At 70.2% G+C, this 19,784-nt stretch carries 12 protein-coding genes; 7 read left to right on the top strand and 5 right to left on the bottom strand.

Translation table 11 applies throughout. The features are described 5' to 3' along the window. Positions 1–8: 8 nt before the first annotated feature. Positions 9–848, bottom strand: a complete 840-nt coding sequence (locus D7V77_RS08035) for a hypothetical protein (protein WP_120575679.1) — start codon at positions 846–848, stop codon at positions 9–11. A 168-nt stretch (positions 849–1,016) separates the two neighbouring features. Next, on the bottom strand, positions 1,017–1,454 hold the full coding sequence (locus D7V77_RS08030; protein ID WP_120575678.1) for a DUF2383 domain-containing protein: 438 nt from the start codon (positions 1,452–1,454) through the stop codon (positions 1,017–1,019). Between the two features lie 154 nt (positions 1,455–1,608). Between D7V77_RS08030 and xdhC the strand changes: the two genes are divergently transcribed. From xdhC to D7V77_RS08000, 6 genes are all read left to right on the top strand, one after another. Then, the gene (xdhC, locus tag D7V77_RS08025) at positions 1,609–2,427 is read left to right on the top strand and encodes a xanthine dehydrogenase accessory protein XdhC (RefSeq protein WP_120575677.1); all 819 of its coding nucleotides are present in this window, start codon (positions 1,609–1,611) and stop codon (positions 2,425–2,427) included. Then, on the top strand, positions 2,424–6,257 hold the full coding sequence (gene xdhB / locus D7V77_RS08020; RefSeq protein WP_120575676.1) for a xanthine dehydrogenase molybdopterin binding subunit: 3,834 nt from the start codon (positions 2,424–2,426) through the stop codon (positions 6,255–6,257). Before xdhC ends, xdhB begins: the two co-directional genes overlap by 4 nt. 84 nt (positions 6,258–6,341) lie before the next feature. Then, the gene (locus tag D7V77_RS08015; protein ID WP_120575675.1) at positions 6,342–7,208 is read left to right on the top strand and encodes an MbnP family copper-binding protein; all 867 of its coding nucleotides are present in this window, start codon (positions 6,342–6,344) and stop codon (positions 7,206–7,208) included. A gap of 17 nt (positions 7,209–7,225) precedes the next feature. Next, positions 7,226–8,374: a methanobactin export MATE transporter MbnM gene (locus D7V77_RS08010; protein ID WP_120575674.1), complete on the top strand. Its 1,149-nt coding sequence runs from the start codon at positions 7,226–7,228 to the stop codon at positions 8,372–8,374. 352 nt (positions 8,375–8,726) lie between these two features. After that, positions 8,727–10,445: a hypothetical protein gene (locus D7V77_RS08005; RefSeq protein WP_233596756.1), complete on the top strand. Its 1,719-nt coding sequence runs from the start codon at positions 8,727–8,729 to the stop codon at positions 10,443–10,445. Positions 10,446–10,798: 353 nt separating this feature from the next. After that, the gene (locus D7V77_RS08000) at positions 10,799–11,758 is read left to right on the top strand and encodes a hypothetical protein (protein WP_368666181.1); all 960 of its coding nucleotides are present in this window, start codon (positions 10,799–10,801) and stop codon (positions 11,756–11,758) included. On the opposite strand, the gene D7V77_RS43210 is transcribed toward D7V77_RS08000, so the two are convergent. The 3 genes from D7V77_RS43210 to D7V77_RS07990 all read right to left on the bottom strand — a co-directional run bounded on the left by D7V77_RS43210 (position 11,752) and on the right by D7V77_RS07990 (position 13,617). Next, positions 11,752–11,952 (bottom strand): hypothetical protein, encoded by a 201-nt coding sequence (locus D7V77_RS43210; RefSeq protein WP_126933346.1) that lies wholly within the window; start codon positions 11,950–11,952, stop codon positions 11,752–11,754. The two genes, D7V77_RS08000 and D7V77_RS43210, sit on opposite strands and share 7 nt — an antisense overlap. An 8-nt stretch (positions 11,953–11,960) precedes the next feature. Continuing rightward, positions 11,961–12,680, bottom strand: coding sequence for a YcnI family protein (locus D7V77_RS07995; RefSeq protein ID WP_120575672.1), 720 nt, complete (start codon positions 12,678–12,680; stop codon positions 11,961–11,963). Positions 12,681–12,774: 94 nt separating this feature from the next. Then, on the bottom strand, positions 12,775–13,617 hold the full coding sequence (locus tag D7V77_RS07990; protein WP_120575671.1) for a hypothetical protein: 843 nt from the start codon (positions 13,615–13,617) through the stop codon (positions 12,775–12,777). Positions 13,618–14,358: 741 nt separating this feature from the next. On the opposite strand from D7V77_RS07990, the gene D7V77_RS07985 reads away from it, so the two are divergent. Next, positions 14,359–19,740: a non-ribosomal peptide synthetase gene (locus tag D7V77_RS07985; RefSeq protein WP_158624356.1), complete on the top strand. Its 5,382-nt coding sequence runs from the start codon at positions 14,359–14,361 to the stop codon at positions 19,738–19,740. Positions 19,741–19,784 lie beyond the last annotated feature (44 nt).

The raw sequence follows: 19,784 nt of genomic DNA, 5'->3' as shown, positions 1-19,784 counted from the left end.
GCCGCGCTTCAGGGCTGGCCCGCGAAGGCGCCCACGTCGTGAAGCCAGCGAGCGACCTTCTGGGTGCGCTCCCACGCGGGCTCTGCGGCGACCAGGTGCTCCGCCAGCCACGCGCTGAAGGCCGGGTCTCCCGCGCGCAGCCACGCGGCGGACTCGGCCAGCTCATGGGCGGCGGCCTCCCAGGCGCGGCGCACGGCGCTGGCCACGGCCATCAGCTCCGCGATGCAGCGGGTGAACACCTCCATGCCCACGGTGACTTCGTTGGCGCTGTCGCCGCAGGACAGGGCCAGCGCGCGCAGGTGGCCCAGGTCCTTGAGCAGCCCCTGCTCCAGCGCGGCGGCGGTGCCCAGCCGGGCCTGGGCGGCGCGCTGGAGCAACTCCACGTCCTCGCAGAGCTGGCGCCAGGCCGCGTCGTCCCCCGCGGGGAAGCCACCCCGGCGGCGCAGGCGCACGCCCACGGCCTGCCACAGGTTGCAGAAGACGAGCACCTCCTCGACGCTGCGGCGCACGTGGGGCGGGATGTGGTCCAGGAAGTCCACCACGGACGCGCGGGCCTCGCGGATGAACGCGTCGCCCCGGGGCGTGGCCTCCACCACGCCGCGCGCGAGTTGGAGCACGCGCCAGGCCCACTGCAGGGCGCGCTCGGAGGTGGTGAAGAGCACCTCGATGCCGGTGCCCAGGGCGCCCGCGGCGTAGCTGGTGTCGGCGGTCGTCGGAGAGGGGACGGAGGGCGTCCCCTCGACTTCGGCGCGCACGTCGGGCGAGCGGGAAGCCGGTGTCCCCGCGTCCTCGCTGTCGGTGACGGTCCCGGGCCCGTGCGGCCCCGGCACCGTGTGCTCGCGCGCCATGTGCTTCTTCGCCCTCGTTCGCCGGTGGAAGTGCCCTCCTTCCGAATATCGCACGCCCCCTGAAAGCCTCCAGGCCTGGATGCGGGGACGTGTGATGCACCACAAGGCGCCCACCCCCTCAGTCTGGATGGGCACCTCGGGATGTCCGGCACCGCGCAACCCCTACGCTCAGTGCAGGGTCGGGTTGTGCTTCAAGCGGCTGAGCCGGTCATGCGTCTGCTTCTGGGCCGGCAGCAGCTGCTGACGCGCGAAACTGCGGGCCTCGCCGTGGAGCTTGCCCACGTCGCGGTTGTAGTCCGCCAGGCCGTGGTCCTCGCCCTGCTCCAGGGCGTCGATGGCGGCCTTCTCCCCCAGCAGGTCCGCTCCGCCCTGGACCACCTTGGCGAACACGCCCCAGACGCCGGAGCTCTCCGCCGGATTGCCGCCCAGCTTCTCGATGCGCTCCTTGATGGCGTCGACGCGGGCCTCGTGGTCATGGAGGCAGGCGTCCACCTCCGTGCGAGCCAGGTCGCTCTTGATGTGCTTGCTCGCCTGCCGGTAGGTCTCCACGGCGGAGAGCTCACCGCGCAGGAAGGAGTTCAGCGTCTCGATGTCGGTATTGGCCATGACGTCATCTCCTTGGTTCCGGTGAACGGGAATCGACTGGCGCAAAGGTGGTGCGCCTCACCGGCCCGGCAACGAGCGCCGGCCTCCTCGTCCCCACGGCAGGCGTCCGGAGGAGCGCCACGGGGATGGCGGCCGTGGCAGACTCACCGGCGGCATGTGGAACTGGGTTCACCAGCTGGCGGAGTGGGCACGCGAGGACTCGCCGTTCGCCGTCGTGACGGTGACGGAGTGCAAGGGCAGCACGCCCGCGCCCCCCGGCGCGAAGCTGCTGGTGCGCGCGGACGGCACCTTCCACGGCACCATCGGCGGAGGCCACCTGGAGCAGTTGGTCCTTCAGGACGCCCGCGCGTGTCTGGCCAGGGGCGAGGCGCGCACGTTCCGCTATCCGCTGGGCGCGAAGCTGGGCCAGTGCTGTGGAGGAGTCGTGGACGTCTTCGTCGAGCCCGTCAACCACGGGCCGCAGCTGTACCTCTTCGGCGCCGGCCACGTGGGACAGGCGCTGTGCCGCATCCTGGAGGGAACCCCCTTTCGCGTGCACCTGGTGGATGAGCGCGCCGAGTGGGTCCAGTCCCCGCAGGTGCCCGCAGGCGTGGTGCGTCACGAGGAGGCGTGGGACGAGTTCGCGTCGCGCGCGGTCTGGGACGAGCAGCGCACCTACGTGGCGGTGATGACGCACCGGCACGACGTGGATCAGGACATCATCGCCTTCGCCATCCAGAAGCCGGCCCGTTACATCGGGCTCATCGGCAGTGACACGAAGTGGGCCCGCTTCCGGCAGAGGCTGGATGCGAAGGGGATGCCCGCCCGGCAGGTGGGCCGCGTCCAGTGTCCCATGGGGCTGCCCACCGGGGGAAAGTCACCGCAAGAGGTGGCCGTGAGCATCGCCGCCGGGCTGCTCCAGCTCCATCACGGACTGGCCCAGGAAGCAGGCGCTCAGCCAGCGCCCGCGCCCCTGCTATCCTCGGGGGAATGAGCACCCCCTTCGAATTCCGGCTCAACGGCCAGACGGTCCAGGTCGACGACGCGTCGCCCAACACCACCCTGCTGGATTACCTGCGCGCGCGCGGACTGACGGGCACGAAGCAGGGCTGTGCCGAGGGCGACTGCGGCGCGTGCACCGTGGCCATGGTGGACCGGGACGTGAGCGGCCAGAAGACGCTGCGCGCGTTCAACAGCTGCATCGCGCTGTTGCCCATGGCGGCCGGGCGCGAGCTCGTCACCGTGGAGGGCGTGGGCAGCCGCGCCGCGCCTCACCCCGTGCAGCAGGCCATGGTGAAGCACTACGGCTCGCAGTGCGGCTTCTGCACGCCGGGCTTCGTCGTCTCCATGGTGGAGGCGTACTGTCGCAAGGACGCGAGCTCTCCGGAGGCCATCGCGGATCAGCTCTGCGGCAACATCTGCCGCTGTACCGGCTACCGCCCCATCCGCGACGCGATGGTGGACGCGCTCGCCACCCGCGACGCGAAGGGCGCGGGCCCCGGGCTTCCCGGCGTCTCGCTGGAGGGGCCGCCCTCCCCCACCCCGCCCCTGCGCTACGAGGCGCGCGACGGCCTGTTCCTGCGCCCCACCACGTGGGAGGACCTGCTCGCGCTGCGTGCCCTGCACCCGGAGGCGATGCTCGTGGCCGGAGCCACCGAGCTGGGCGTGGACATCACCAAGAAGTCCCGTCGCTACCCGTTCCTCATCTCGACGGAAGGCGTGGAGGCCCTGCGCGCCATCCGCCGCGAGGAGGACGGCTGGTACGTGGGCGGCGCCGCGTCGCTGGTGGACGTGGAGGACGCGCTGGGCCACGAGGTGCCGGAGCTGGCGAAGATGCTCAACGTCTTCGCCTCGCGGCAGATCCGCCACCGCGCCACGCTCGCGGGCAACCTGGTGACGGCTTCGCCCATCGGGGACACGGCGCCGGTGCTGCTCGCGCTGGACGCCCGGCTGGTGCTCGCGTCCGTGCGCGGCGAGCGGACGGTGGCGCTGTCGGACTTCTTCCTCGCCTACCGCAAGACGGCGCTCCAGCCGGACGAGGTGGTCCGCTTCGTCGTCATTCCCCACGCCCCGGCGAAGGACAGCGGACTGACCCGGCACTCGGACAGCTTCAAGGTGTCCAAGCGCCGCGAGCTGGACATCAGCATCGTCGCGGCGGGCTTCTGCATCGAGACGGACGCGCTGGGCCTCGTGCGCACCGCGCGCCTGGGCTACGGCGGCGTCGCGGCCACCCCGGCGCGGGCGAAGCAGACGGAGGCCCAGCTCGTGGGCCACCCGTGGAACACGGAGGCCGTGGCCCGCGTGCGCGCCACGCTGGAGCGCGAGTTCACGCCCCTCACGGACCTGCGTGGCAGCGCGGAGTACCGGCGCGGGCTGGTGGTGTCCCTGCTGGAGAAGTTCGCGTCCGGCGAGCGCAGCGCCGCGCTGGACGGACGCCCCCGCTTCGCCCCGGGCGCGCCTGTCGCCACCGCGGACGCGGGCCGCGAGCTGCGCCATGAGAGCGCGCTGGGCCACGTGACGGGCAGCGCGCAGTACGTGGATGACCTCGCGCAGCGCCAGCCCATGCTGACGGTGTGGCCGGTGCTGTCGCCGCACGCGCACGCGCGCATCCTCCGCCGCGACGCCAGCGCCGCGCTGAAGGTGCCCGGCGTGGTGAAGGTGCTGCTCGCGGAGGACATCCCGGGCATGAACGACACGGGCCCCATCCGCCATGACGAGCCGCTGCTCGCGAAGGACGAGGTGCTCTTCCACGCGCAGGTGGTGGCGCTCGTCGTCGGCGAGACGCCCGAGGCCTGCCGCGAGGGCGTGCGCCAGGTGGTGGTGGACTACGAGCCCCTGCCCGCGGTGCTCACGCTGACCGAAGCCCTGAAGCAGGGCAGCTTCCACACCGACCCGCACATCATCCGCCGGGGCGACGTGGACAGCGCGCTCGCCTCCAGCCCGAACCGGCTGGCCGGAGAGCTGACGATGGGCGGCCAGGAGCACTTCTACCTGGAGACGCACGCGGCCTTCGCGGAGGTGGGCGACGACGGAGACGTCACGGTGACGTCCTCCACACAGCACCCGTCGGAGGTGCAGGCCATCATCTCGCACGTGCTGCACATGCCGCGCAGCCGCGTGGTGGTGAAGGCGCCGCGCATGGGCGGCGGCTTCGGCGGCAAGGAGACGCAAGGCAACGCGCCCGCCGCGCTGGTGGCGCTGGCGGCGGTGCACACGGGCCGGCCGGTGAAGTGGATGCTGGACCGCGACGTGGACATGGTCGTCACGGGCAAGCGCCATCCGTTCCACGCGGCCTGGGAGGTGGGCTTCGACGCCACGGGCCGGCTGCTCGCGCTCAAGGCGGACCTCACGTCCAACGGCGGCTGGTCCCTGGACCTGTCCGAGTCCATCACCGACCGGGCCCTCTTCCACCTGGACAACGGCTACTACGTGCCGTCGGTGCGCTACACCGGCCGCGTGGCGAAGACGCACCTGGTCTCCAACACGGCATTCCGGGGCTTCGGCGGTCCGCAGGGCATGCTGGTGATGGAGGACATCCTGGCGCGCATCGCGGCCGCCCTGGGCCTGGCCCCGGAGGCCGTGCGCCAGCGCAACCTCTACGACGGCGTGGGCGACACCAACACCACGCACTACGGCCAGGAGCTGGAGGACAACCGGCTGCCGAAGCTGTGGAACGACCTGATGGAGTCGTCCGACTTCGCGAAGCGCCGCGCGGAGTTGGAGGCCTTCAACGCGTCCAGCCCCCGCATCAAGCGCGGACTGGCCATCACGCCGATGAAGTTCGGCATCTCCTTCACCGCCACCTTCCTCAACCAGGCGGGCGCGCTGGTGCACGTGTACCGCGACGGCTCCGTGCTGCTGTCGCACGGCGGCACGGAGATGGGCCAGGGGTTGCACACCAAGATCCAGGGCGTGGCCATGCGCGAACTGGGCCTGCCCGCGGACCTGGTGCGCGTGGCGCACACGGCGACGGACAAGGTGCCCAACACGTCCGCGACGGCGGCCTCCAGCGGCTCCGACCTCAACGGCGCGGCGGTGCGCGAGGCCTGCATCCAGGTGCGCGAGCGGCTGGCTCCGGTGGCCGCCCGCATGCTGGTGCAGTTGCACGGGCAGGCGGTGTCTCCGGACGCGCTGGTGTTCGAGGACGGGCGCATCTCGGCGGCGTCGCGGCCGGACCAGGGGCTGCCCTTCGGGACCGTGGTGGAGGAGGCCTACCGCGACCGCGTGGGCCTGTCCGTCACGGGCTACTACCGCACGCCGGGCATCGGCTACGACCGGACCCTGGGCCGGGGCAAGCCGTTCCTCTACTTCGCCTATGGCGCGGCGGTGAGCGAGGTGGAGGTGGACGGCGACACGGGCATGAAGCGCGTGCTGCGCTCGGACCTGCTGGAGGACGTGGGGGATTCACTCAACCCCGGCCTGGACCGGGGTCAGGTGGAGGGCGCCTTCGTGCAGGGCATGGGGTGGCTCACCGGCGAGGAGCTGAAGTGGGACGCGAACGGGCGGCTGCTCACGCACTCGGCCAGCACCTACGCGGTGCCCGCGTTCAGCGACGCGCCCATCGACCTGCGCGTGGCCTTGATGGAGCGGGCCGAGCAGAAGGGCACCATCCACGGTAGCAAGGCCGTGGGCGAGCCGCCGCTGATGCTGGCCCTGTCCGTGCGGGAGGCGCTGCGCGACGCGGTGGCCGCCTTCGGAGCGCCGGGCGGCGACGTGGACCTGCCCTCGCCCGCCACGCACGAGGCCCTCTTCCTGGCCATCCAGCGGCGCAAGGCGAGGGGCGCGGGGCTCCCGGTTCCGGACGAAACGCGCGAGGTGGCGTGAGCCGGCCGGCGGGTGCGGCAACATGCCACGGCATGCTTTCCCAGCCAGTGCGTTAGACGGGGGCACCTTTCAAGGATGATTGCCATGCGCTCCCTGCTCCGCTCCCGCCTCCTCCTTCCGCTGGCCCTCGTGGGCGCGCTCGGCTGTGGGGACGACGAACCCCAGACGCCCGAGCTGCTGACGGTGAACCTGCCTGTCGTCGCCCGCGTGGGCGCGGAGGCCTTCGAGTGCGGCAAGACGTACGCGAACGTCGGGACGACGGGGACGACGTACGAGCCCATGGACTTCCGCGTGTATGTCCACAACGTGCGGCTGGTGACGCGGGACGGGAAGGAGGTGCCCGTGACGCTGACCGAGGACGGCTCGTGGCAGCACTCGGGCGTGGTGCTGCTGGACTTCGCGAACAAGGACGGGCTGTGCACGCAAGGCACGGCGGCGATGAACGCGTCCATCCAGGGCACGGCGCCCCAGGGTGACTACACGGGCCTGCGCTTCACGGTGGGCGTGCCGGAGGACGTGAACCACGGCGACCCGACGACGCTCGGTGCGCCGATGGATGATACGGGCCTGCACTGGAGCTGGCAGAGCGGCTTCATCTTCACGCGCATCGAGGGCCGCACGCAGGGCCTTCCCCAGCACGTCCTGCACCTGGGCAGCACGGCCTGCGCGCCGCCGCCCGAGGGCCAGACGCAGGGCACCGCCGGGTGCGCGAACAACAACCGTCCGGAGTTCCACCTGGCCGGCTTCGACGTGACGAAGAACAAGGTGGTGATGGACCTGGGCACGCTCTTCGCGGGCGCCAACCTGGACGTGAACGCGCCTGGCACGGCCGCGGGCTGCATGTCGTCCCCCACCGACACGGACTGCGGTGCCCTCTTCCAGCCCCTGGGGCTGGCCTTCGGAGGCCAGGCGGCGAACCCGGCCGCGCAGACCTTCATCCGGGCCGAGTAGCAGGAAGGACGTCCTACGTGGCACGACGACAAGGACAGGCGTGGACGGCCCTGGTGACGGTGGCGTTGCTGGCCGCGGGCTGCGCGGATCCCTCGGGTCCGACCGAGGAGCCCGTGCCCTACGACTGGAAGCTGCCAGCGGGCTTCCCCACGCCGCGCGTGCCGGAGGACAACCCCATGTCGGAGGCGAAGGTCCAGTTGGGCCGGCGCCTCTTCTACGACAAGCGCCTGTCGTTGAACGGCACGCAGTCCTGTGGCTCCTGCCACGAGCAGGCCCGGGCCTTCACGGACGGGCGAGTGCACGCGGTGGGCAGCACGGGACAGGCGCACCGTCGCAACGGACAGGGGCTGGCGAACGTGGCGTACGCGACCAGCCTCACCTGGGCCAACTCCGCGCTCACCACGCTGGAGGCCCAGGCGCTGGTGCCGCTGTTCGGGCGGGATCCGGTGGAGCTGGGCTTCGCGGATCAACAGGACGTGTTGCTGGAGCGGCTGCGCGAGGATCCGGACCTGACGGCCCGTTTCGCGGAGGCATTCCCGAACGAGGCCACGCCGGTGTCGCTGGCCACGCTGACGCGGGCGTTGTCCGCGTTCGAGCGTTCGCTCATCTCCGGCACGTCGGCGTATGACCGCTATCTGTACGGCAAGGAGGTGGACGCGCTGAGTCCCGCGGCGAAGCGGGGCTTGCAGCTGTTCCTGTCCGAGCGCCTGGAGTGCGACCACTGCCACTCCGGCTTCAACTTCCAGGACGCGACCGTGCACGAGGCGACGAAGGAGCCGGTGCTGCCGTACCACAACACCGGGCTCTACAACGAAGACGGCCAGGGCGCGTATCCCGCTGGGGACACAGGCCTCTTCGAAATCACGTTCCGTCCGGATGACATGGGGCGCTTCAAAGCGCCATCGCTGCGCAACGTGGCCGTCACCGGGCCGTACATGCACGACGGCAGCGTGGAGACGCTCTCCGACGTGTTGGACCACTACGCGGCGGGAGGCCGAGCACGGGCGGCGAACGGCGGACAACCGAGCCCCCTGCAGAGCGCCTTCGTGCGCGGCTTCGAGCTGACGCCCGAGGAGAAGGCGGACGTCATCGCGTTCCTGGAGTCGCTCACGGACACGCCGTTCCTGACCGACCCGCGCTTCGCGGATCCCGCCACCGTGCCGTGAGCCGGTATCGTCATCGGCTGTGATTCAGCCATGGCGATTCCTCGTGGGAGCCACCGTGCGGCGGTGGGCGGTGCTGGCCTGCATGGCCCTGCTCATCGCGGGCTGTGCTTCGTCACCGTCACACGGAGGCACCTGGAGCTACGGCACTCCGGCTGCGCGCGCAGCATGGCGCCCCTGGGCTGGAGGGGGCCGGAAGGCTTCCGCTGAGCCTCTTGACGACAAGGGATGGTCCTGTGGCAGTCGGTCCCTGCCGCATGGCTGGCCCGACCTGGACCGAAGCGAACAGCGCCTCGCGCCCTTCCTGGCCTGTGCCTCGCCCGCGGCCTTCGTGGCCATGCAGCGAGGGGTGGACATGCCCTGGCTGGTGGAATCCCTCGACGACTGGGATGCCGTCCGGCTGGGAGCGTTGGGGCCGTTGAATGCGAAGGCCTCCGGCATCCTTCAACGCAAGCGCGCCGCGTTCCTCGTCAGCGCGGTCGAGAAGTATGGCGCGCCACGCGCGGAGGTGTTCGCCCTCTTCATCCTCCACGCCACCTTCGATGACGAACTGCGCGAGCTGGTCCAGCGCCTGGCCCGCGACAAGCAGCTCGGGGAGACCTTGGGCGGCATGCCCACCGTGCGCGAGGAGTTGCTGCGCAGGGGACTGAAGGTCACGACGTATCCAGAGCGGGAAGAGCAGGCCGGTGACGTCCTGCGAGGCCTGGGACGCGCGGGGCGGGATGCGCTGTCCAGCACCGACGTGAGCGCGGGGGCCCGCTACGTGGAGTTCTCCGCGAAGCGTGCGCAACTGCCGCCGCCGTACCAGGAAGCGCTCGACGCGGTGGAGCGGGCCCTGATGGCAGGGCACTTCTCACCGGGCAACGTGGTGAGGGGCGGCTTCGACCACCTGACGTTCGGTGTCCCGACGGGCTTCTTCCACCTGCTCGCGGGAACGGCCCAGGGTGCAACGTCATTGGCGAAGGGCCGGTACGAACAGGCCACACGAGAGCTGGCCCCCGCCGCGTTCATGGTCGCGCTGTACGCGGGAGGCAAGGGCGCACGGGCCCTGCGAGGAGAACGTCCCACCTTCGACCTGGAGGCGCTCAAGGCGGCGGTGGCGCGGCTGGAGGACCAGCTCGGGGTGAACGCCACGCGGGAGCTGCTGCGTCAGCTCCGCGCGAGCCGGGAAGGCGCCCTCCTCGCCGCCGAGTGGGGAGAAGCCGGAGTGCTGGCGCTGTACGAGGCTCGAGGCAATCCAGCGAAGGCCCAGGCCCTGCTGGCGGAGGCAAGCCGCGAACGCCCGGGCGCCGCGCAGAAGAGCACCGGCAGAAGTGGAGACGCCGCAGCGCTGTCGAAGGACTTCGCGGGAGTACCGCCGGAGGTCCTGGAGGCCCGCCTCGCGCAGGTGGAATGGGAGGCCACGGGACCACGGCTGTCCCGCGATGTGTCCTTCCTGAAAGAGCATCCACCGGAGCGGGATGCACCGCAGAGCGCCGAAGGTCATCCACTCTGGACCGAGTACGCGAGCTATCGCGAGGCCCGGCTCGCGGAGCTGGAACAGGGCGTGCCTGCCAAGGGTCCCCTGCGATGGGAGGGCTACCTGGAGCTGCGCGGGCAGTTCATCCGCGGGCTGATGTTCGAGCGAGACATGGTCGCCCAACTCCGAGCGGATGCGGCACTGCCGCGGGCACAGCGTCGGTGGCTCAAGGACTTCGATCAGCCCCGCATCGAAACGCACGTGGGCATGACGAAATCGGACCTGCGCTTCGCGGACGTGCTGGTCGTTGAAACGAAGCCACCGTCAGGCCAACCACCACGAATGGAGACCTTCAGCTTCAAGAGCCGGGACCTGCATCTGCTGAGCTTGGGCGAGCTGACAGCTCAAATGAAGGCGGACGCGCGTGGAGCGGTCCAGTATTACGGCGAGACCGTGAACATCCGTCGGCCAGGACTCGAAGGAACGGTGCGAATCCAGAGGGTTCACCTTGTCTATGAAGGTGGCAGATTGAAACCCGCCAAGGGAAGCACGCTCAAAGGCGCGTTGGAGTCCGTCCTTAGCAACGTCGCTGGCGTGGAGGTCGTAATTCAGTGACAGACGACAACCTGCTGCTCTCGTTCAATGGCGCCTGCAACACACTCGCGGATCACAACGGTGAATTGGCGCCGCTGCTCACCGCGCTTGAGTCAGGTGCAGGTCCATGGATGCCGGACATCACCCAGGGGAAACGGCGGCAGCCTTACACACGCACGGCGGTCGTGAAGGCCCTGACAGAATCACGAGATGAGCGAACTACCTCCGTCGGACTCCACCGCACGACGGGGCCCAAGCTGGACATGGAGATTCTGCTTCGCTTTCCACCTCTTCCTCCGAGCCTTCGCATATGGATCGACGTCAACCCGATTGACCTATTCGCGGAGGAAGCCCGCTGCCAGGCGTTCGTGGAGATGGTCCGTGCATGGGCCATCCACTATCCCGTCATTCACGCCTCGGCCCACAGCCTGGCCGACAAGGAACTGGCGGACTTCCCCTCTTTTGGCCGGGACAACGAGACGACCTTCCGGGACGGCTTCGACAAGGTCTACGAAGTCTGCTGGCTCAACGTCTTCGGCGCGAAGCTCGTGGACACCGTCGGCCGCGAGCGCATGCGCTCCACGCCCGCCCACCGCGTCGAAGAACTCCCGGACGGAGCCATCCTCCTCGTCACCTGGCCCACCGCCGCGGACTTCGCCAGCGAAGCCGCCCGTGTCGCCCAGGCCCGTGCGTGGGTCCACCTTCGGCCGGACCTCGACTTCGATACCGTGATGGCCATCCTCCGCGAACGAAGCGCGACCCTCGCCCCCGTCGAACCCCGCTTCGCTCCGGACGTCGCCGCGATGCTCTCACGCCTCCCCGAATACTCATCCCTGGCCCAGCGCCAGCGGCGCATCGCCGAACTCAACGCCTACGTCCCACCAGAGCCAGACGAGTGGCTCCCCCTGGACGCCGCCCTGCCTTCAGACGTGGCCGACCCGAAGGCCGCCCTTGATCAGTACGCATACTTCGCGGAACGCCTCGTGGCGCTGCTCCACACGCCGGTGCCCTCCGTCTTCAAGGGGTCCCCCGAATCCCTGACGGACATCGACTTCCACTTCTGGAAGGAGACCTTCCCGGACACCTTCGAGCGGCACAACATCGAGGCCATCGCCGTCCCCGCCGTGGGTGCCTACCTGGGCGAAGTGCTGGTCAAACACCTGGGCGGACAATGGCTCCCACGCAAGCAATGGATGGAAGCCCAGGTCCGAGTCGGTAACCGCGTGTGGCTGCCCTTCGCCCGCGCGCACCGCTACATGCGGTCCACGCAGGCGCTGTTGGACCACTCCCTCACCCAGCTCTACCGCGTCGCCGAACGCCACGCCCGCTACTGAGCGGGCGGCTTGAGGTCGTCCGGCAGCCGCTCCAACGGCGGACGCTCTAGAGCGCCCGGCCGCTCGACGCCAGAGGCAGTACCCGCGTCCTCCACGATGGTGCCCCCATCGCTCTGCCCTGTGGGCGGCGGCGAAGGCTTGTCAGAACAGCCGGCGAGAACACCGACGCACAACACGAAGATCCAATGGCGCATGGTCGCTCCTAGTACTTCACCCAGATGACCGTGCCCGGATGGATCTGCGTGAGCGCGGTGACCCCAGACTCCTTCTCGATGAGCGCCTGCGTGACGGGGTTGAAGCTGTACGCCTGCGTGCCAGACCAGACAATGAGCGCGTCCTTGAACACGGTCAGGTCATGCACATGCTCCTCCACCGTGTACTGGTTCCAGCCCGGCAGCCGAGAGGGCATCAGGTAGAGCGACGGCGCAGGGTTCTCCGAAGGCCCCGTGCCCGCGTCCCCATCGTGGTTGTGCTCACCTCCCGCGGTGCCCGTCCACTCCACCACCGTCAGCGCGCCGCCCTGCGTGCTGCACGTCTGCGTCGTGGGGAAGAACAGCGTGGTGAACGGCTTCGAGGGCAGCTTCATGCGCAGCCCCAGGTGGAAGAAGTGCGTGTCCGCCGCCTTCACGTTGCCCGTGGGCCGGGTCCACGTCACCGCCGTCACGTTGCCGGAGGCGTCCTTCTCCACCTCGGCCGTGCCGAACACGGAGTCCACCGGGCGCACGTTCGTGACGCCCTCCGGAATCTGGACCCGCATCTTGTACGTGTCCGCGCCGTCACAGCCGTGGCTCACCGTGATGTCAGCCTCGAAGGTCGCCCCGGCATAGGGAGGCGTGGCACCCGCCACCGCCGCGTGCGCGAAGGCGGATGAGGACAGCAGCGAACCCGCGACAACACACAGCGGCCCCAGGGAAGACTTCATCGGGTGACTCCGGGAAGAAAGGAACATCCCGGATATCAGCCTCCCGTGGCGCGAACGCTGCGGTCATTTGTCGCAGCGCCCGCACCGGGCATCCTCACGGCAGCGCGATGCGCCCCGGAGCGTTCTGGGCGCCCTGCTCGGTGTGACAGCTGTTGCAGTCCCCGTTGCTCTGCGGCGTGGCCATCATCCGCGACGTGCCATCCGGCCCCACCAGCCGCGCCCGGTACGGCATCGGGAAGGACGGCTGGAGCGTGGTGGACATGAAGTTGCCCGCGGAGTTCGGCACCAGCGTGAGCCGCACCTGATCCTCCAGGTCCAGGATCTCCACCTTCACGTTCGACGGCTCCTGCAGCCGCGGATCACACCCGTCCGCCTCGTGGAGCGTCGGGAACACCGTGCCCATGAAGAAGTACGCCACGGAGGGCGCCTGCTCCAGGTGGCAGCTCCGGCAGGCGATGCCGGGCGCCATGTAGGCCCCGGTGCCGCTTGCCTCGGACCAGATGCTCCCGCTCGCGCACGTCGTGGGCGCGGGACCGGCGGGCAGGCTGCCGCAGGTCCCCGCCGGCATCCCCGACTCCAGCCACCCCATGAGCAACGCCCGCTCCGCTTCCGGCATCGGCGGCTCGGAGGCCGGCGGCATCGGAGACTGCGCGTCCTTCATCCGCGTCAGGCTGCGCTGCCCCATGCTGCTCTGGGCGTCCACCATCGAGGCCCGCTGGAAGTCGGAGCGCGCCTGCAGCGCCATGGGCGCATACGCCTTCGCGGGCGTGGTGTGGCAGTACGCACAACGCTCCGCGATCACGGCCTGCACGTCACAGGGCAGGCTGTCGGGGCCTGGATCCACCACGCCCGCGTCCAACACCACCGCCATTTCCGGCTCCGCGGAACACCCCAACGCTCCACACAAGAGCAGCGCCTTCCACGTCCACCGCGTCACGTCCCGACTCCATCCCGGCATGGCTCTCACACTCCCGGGCGGCGTCTACCACGCGCGCAGTGCTCCCCCCGTGCGGCAAAACCGCACAGGGCCATGTCGGACCCACCCCGTATCCTCCTCAAACACTCATCAGACGAATTCAAGGAATCCCATTTTCGCTGGCAATTCCCAGACACAGACAGCCGCCGGGCGATCCCACCGAGGCCAGACGCTCGCGGGGAGGCGGACCCATACACTCCGCGTGTTCCCGTCGCATGATCCGATGTGTCACGTTTACACGGACACCGCGCGCACTATCCCGCGAACAGGGGAGGTCCCCGGGTTTCCGACCTTGGGGGTCATTTGAATGTTCCTCCATTCGCGCGATGAAGTGACGGGCGGCCCAGACGCTCTCCGAATTCCGTCACCATGAAATTCGCACCCTGCTCCGCTCCTGATTCACGAGCTCTCCGCCGTGCCCACCGGCCGGCAAGGCTCCAATGTGGGTGGGGGGGATTGCTCGCGCCCGCGCCAGGCGATACATGCGCGAGACAACGCCCCTTCACGGCGGGTGCTGATTGCGACTGACCTCTTGAATCCCTGTCTTGCCGGGAGACAGCAGCCCCCCGGCCCCTGAATCCGCGTCTCCGTGCTCTCCGTGCACGGAAACACCCCCGCCTCGCAGGAGTCGCGTCAATGCCCACTGGAACCACGCCCGGTTCTTCCCCGGTCCCCGAGTTTGCGTTTTCCACCCTGGTTGAATTGCTTCGCGTTCGCGCAAGCACCCAGGGCGACCGTCGCGGATTTACGTTCCTGCTGGACGGGGAAACGGACGAAGCGCACCTGACGTACGCGGAGCTGGATCAGAAGGCTCGCGCGATCGCGGCGGCGCTCCAGGCTCGCGGAGCCCAGGGACAGCGGGCGCTGCTGCTGTACCCGCCCGGGCTGGACTACATCGCCGGGTTTTTCGGCTGTCTGTACGCGGGCGTGATCGCGGTCCCCATCTATCCGCCGGACCCCATGCGTCTGGCGCGCACGCTGCCGCGCCTATTGGCCATCAGCCAGGACGCGCAGGCCACCATCGCCCTCACCACCGACTTCATCTACGGCATGGGGGAGATGCTCTTCGAGCAGGCGCCGGAGCTGCGGGAGCTGCACTGGATTGCCACGGACACGCTGGACGCGGAGGTCGCCGAAGGGTGGAAGGACCCGGGCGTGGCCACGGACACGCGGGTGTTCCTCCAGTACACGTCCGGCTCCACGTCGTCTCCCAAGGGCGTGGTGCTGACGCACGGCAACCTGCTGCACAACTCGAAGCTGATCCACTCGTGCTTCGGTCACTCGACGCAAAGCCAGGGTGTCATCTGGCTTCCGCCGTACCACGACATGGGCCTCATCGGCGGCATCCTGCAGCCGCTGTACGGCGGCTTCCCGGTGACGCTGTTCTCGCCGGTGGACTTCCTCAAGCGCCCCATGCGCTGGCTGGAGGCCATCTCCCGCTACAAGGCCACCACGAGCGGCGGGCCGAACTTCGCGTTCGACCTGTGCGTGCGCAAGTCCACGCCGGAAGAGCGCGCGAAGCTGGACCTGAGCCACTGGGACCTGGCCTTCAACGGCGCGGAGCCCATCATGCCGGACACGCTCCGGCGCTTCGCGGAGGCGTTCGGTCCGCAGGGGTTCCGCTCGGAGGCCATCTATCCCTGCTACGGCCTGGCGGAGGGCACGCTCATCGCCTCTGGCGGTGACAAGCGCGAGCTACCCGTGCAGCGCACCGTGGACGGGGGCGCGCTGAAGGACAACCGCGTGGTGGCGAAGGAGGCGGCGAGCCCCGGCGCCCAGACGCTGGTGGGCTCCGGCCGCAACCTCACGGATCAGCGCCTGGTCATCGCGCATCCGGAGACGGGCGCGCCGCTGGCCGCGGGCCAGGTGGGCGAGATTCGCGTCGCTGGACCCAGCATCGCGCAGGGCTACTGGGGCCGCGATGAGCAGACGCGGACCACCTTCCAGCAGCCGCTGGCCGGCACGGGTGATCCGACGCCGTTCCTGCGCACGGGCGACCTGGGTTTCCTCGCGGACGGCGAGCTGTTCGTCACCGGCCGGCTGAAGGACCTGATCATCATCCGCGGGCGCAACCACTACCCGCAGGACATCGAGCGCACGGTGGAGTCCGCCCACCCCGCCATCCGCCCCGGTTGCACGGCGGCGTTCTCCATCGAGCAGGACGACGAGGAGCGCCTGATCGTCGTGACGGAGGTGGACCGCCGAGCGGTGGAGCGTGACGGCGTGGACCTGGACGCGCTGGCGCAGGGCATCCGGCAGGCCGTCGCGGCCGGGCATGACCTGCAGGCCCAGGGCGTGGTGCTGCTGGGGCCGGGCGCCATCCCGAAGACGTCCAGCGGCAAGATCCAGCGCTTCGCCACCCGCGCGGAGTACGTCGCGGACACGCTGGAGGCGCTGCACAAGAGCGTCATCGCCGCCGCTCCCACGCAGGTGCCCGAGGCCGTGAAGACCGCCGCTCCGGAAGCCGCCGCCGCGCCCGCGCCGGTGGGCCCGGACACCAGCATGCTGCAGAAGATGCTGGCGGTGGTGACGGACGTCACCGCGCGCCGGGCCATGGTGGCGGTGTTCCTCCAGGAGCAGGCCGCGCAGGTGCTGCGGCTGCCCACCGCGCAGGTGGACCTGCAGAAGCCGCTGCATGCCTACGGCGTGGATTCGCTGATGGCGGTGGACTTCAAGAGCGCGGTGGACGCGGGGCTGGGCATCGACCTGCCGCTGTCGGACGTGCTCCAGGGCGTGTCGCTGTCGAAGCTGGCGGAGGTCGTGGTGACGTTGATGTCGGCGCCCCCGTCCCAGCAGTCCTCCAGCGCGGTGGCCGCCTCGTCCGCCACGGGCGACGCGCCCCTGTCCGGTGGGCAGCAGGCGCTGTGGTTCATGCACCAGCTCGCGCCGGACAGCGCCGCCTACCACGTGCCCGTCGCGGTGCGCGTGCGCGCGGGGCTGGACGCCAACGCGCTGAAGGGCGCCTTCGAGGCGCTGGTGGCCCGCCACCCTGCCCTGCGCACCACGTTCGTCATGGCGGCCACGGGCCCCGTGCAGCGCGTGCACGCGGAACTGCCGCTGGACTTCACCACCACGGACGCGAAGGGCTGGAGCGACGAGCAGGTCGCGGAGCACCTGTCCGCCGAGGCCCGCCGCCCGTTCGACCTGGAGAAGGGCCCGCTCCTGCGCGTGCGGCTGGTGTCGCGGTCCGCGGAGGACCACGCGCTGCTCATTGCAATGCACCACATCGTCACCGACTTCTGGTCGCTGGCGGTGATGGCGGAGGAGCTGGACGCGCTCTACCCGGCGCTCAAGCTGGGCAAGCGGCCCACGCTCGCGCAGCCCGCGCGCACCTACGCGGATTACGCGCGCTGGCAGTCGGAGATGCTCACCGGTGCTCGTGGCCAGGCGCTGGAGAAGTACTGGCGTGAGCAGCTGTCCGGCACGCTGCAGGTGCTGGACCTGCCCACGGACCACCCGCGTCCCCCGGTGCAGACCTTCAACGGGCGCGTCCACACCACCCGGCTGGACGCGAACGTCGCGAGCGCGGTGAAGACGCTGGCGCGAGACAACGGCGCCACGCCGAACATGGTGCTCCAGACGGCGTTCCAGGTGCTGCTGCACCGCTACACCGGCCAGCAGGACTTCACGCTGGGCGTGGTGAGCGCGGGCCGCGGACGCGCGGAGCTGGCGGGCATCACCGGCTACTTCGTCAACCCGCTGGTGGTGCGCACGCGGCCGTCCCCCTCGCTGTCCTTCACGGACTACCTGGCCCAGACGCGCCAGACGATGCTGGGCGCGCTGGAGCACCAGGACTACCCCTTCAGCGCGCTGGTGGACCGGCTGCAGCCGGTGCGTGACCAGAGCCGCTCGCCGCTGTTCCAGGTGATGTTCGTCTACCAGCGCGCCTCCAAGCTGGACGAGCGCGGCCTCACGCCCTTCGCCCTGGACATCCCGGGCGCGAAGTCCACCGTGGCGGGCCTGCCGATTGAATCGCTGCTGCTGTCGCACGGCGGCGCGCAGTTCGACCTCACGCTCACCATGGGCGAGGCGGACGGCGAGCTGGTGGCCTCCTTCGAGTACAACACCGACCTCTTCGAGGCCGGCACCATCGAGCGCATGGCCGGGCACCTGGCCACGCTGCTGTCCGGCATCGCCGCCCAGCCGGGCCGCGCGCTCGCGGGGCTGCCGCTGCTCACGCAGGCCGAACAGCAGCAGTTGCTGGAGACCTGGAAGGGTCCGCGCGTGCCGCTCACGCAGGCGGACATGCTGCCCGCGCTCTTCGCGGCGCAGGTGGCTCGCACGCCGGACAACGTCGCGGTCCTCTTCAAGGACGCGCAGCTCTCCTACCGTGAGCTGGATGCACGCGCGGGGCAGCTCGCCGCGTGGCTGCGCGGCGCGGGCGTGAAGCCGGGCGACATCGTCGGAATCTGCCTGGAGCGCTCGGTGGAGACGCTGGTGTCCGTGCTGGCCGTGATGGCCGCGGGCGCGGCGTACGTGCCCATCGACCCGGCCTACCCGTCCGAGCGCGTGGCCTTCATCCTGGGCGACACGCAGGCGCCGGTCCTCATCACCCAGTCCTGGCTCCAGCGCACGCTGCCCTCAGGCATGTCCGCGCGCACGCTGTTCGTGGACCAGCCGCTGGACGGCGCGCTGTCCTCCGCGCCCGCCGCAACGGTGGCGGCCGGGGACCTGGCGTGCCTCGTCTACACCTCCGGCTCCACTGGCCAGCCCAAGGGCGTGATGCTGGAGCACGGGGGCCTCGCGAACCTGGTGCGCTCGTTCGTGGAGTCCTACGCGCCTGGCGCGACGGACCGGATGCTGCCGCTCACGTCGGTGGCCTCCGCCAGCTTCGTGGGCGAAATCCTCCCGCTCCTGTGCACGGGCGGCGCGCTGGTGCTGCCCACCGAGGATGAGATCCTCGACCAGGAGAAGCTGTACCAGCTCATCACCCGCCACACCGTCACCATCGTGAGCACGGTGCCCGCGGTCATCGCCGGGCTCAACGCGCGCCTGGAGCAACTGCCGCCGCTCAAGCTGGTGCTCTCCGGCGGCGAGGCGCTGGTGGCCAGCGACGTGGAGAAGCTGCTCGCCACGGTGCCGGTGGTGAATGGCTACGGCCTCACGGAGACCACCGTGTGCTCCACCTACCACCGCATGGCGGTGGAGGATCTGCAGGGACACGCGTGGGTGCCCATCGGCCGGCCCGTCATCAACACGGACGTGTACGTGCTGGACGCGGAGCGCAACCTGCTGCCCGTGGGCGTCGCCGGTGAGCTGTACGTAGGCGGCCTGGGCGTGGCGCGCGGGTACTGGAAGCGGCCGGAGCTGACCACGGAGCGCTTCGTCGCGAACCCGTTCGGCTCCGACAAGGGCGAGCGCCTGTACCGCACGGGCGACCGCGCGCGGTGGCTGCCGGACGGCGTGCTCACGTTCCTGTCCCGCGCGGATGATCAGGTGAAGATCCGCGGCTTCCGCATCGAGCTGGGTGAGGTGGAGGCCGCCGTGCGCCGCCACCCGGCCGTGAAGGACGCGTTCCTGATGGCGCGCGAGGACTCGCCCGGCGACAAGCGCCTGGTGGCCTACGTGGTGCTGGGCGAGCCCGCGCCCACGCACTCGGACCTGAACGCCTTCCTCGCGGAAGGGCTGCCGCCGTACATGCTGCCGTCCGCGTACGTGCCACTGTCCGCGCTGCCCCTGTCGCCCAACGGCAAGGTGGACGCGAAGGCGCTGCCCGCGCCGGAAGGGGCGCGCCTCGCTTCCGGCGTCGCCTACGCCCAGCCGCAGAGCGCGGTGGAGCGCAGCGTGGCGGCCATCTGGGCGGCGGTGCTCAAGGTGGAGCGCGTCGGCCTCAACGACAACTTCTTCGAGCTGGGTGGCAACTCGCTGCTCATCGCGCAGGCCCACCGGCGGCTGAAGGAGGAGCTGGGCGCGGAGCTCGCGCTGGTGGACATGTTCAAGTTCACCACGGTGAGCGCGCTGGCCCAGCACCTGGCGAACAAGGGCGAGGACTCGGGCGCGGCCTCCCAGAAGATCAAGGACGAGGCGGAGCGCCGCCGGGCCGCCCAGGCGCGGCGTCAGCAGGCGCGCGGCCGTGGCAAGTAACCAACGACTTTCAGGCACACCCCAAGATTTCGAAGGACGGCTCC

This window comes from Corallococcus sp. CA041A (assembly GCF_003612075.1).
GTDB lineage: Bacteria > Myxococcota > Myxococcia > Myxococcales > Myxococcaceae > Corallococcus > Corallococcus exiguus.
The sequence above is the reverse complement of the archived record's forward strand: the minus strand, read 5'-3'. Positions and strand labels throughout refer to the sequence as shown.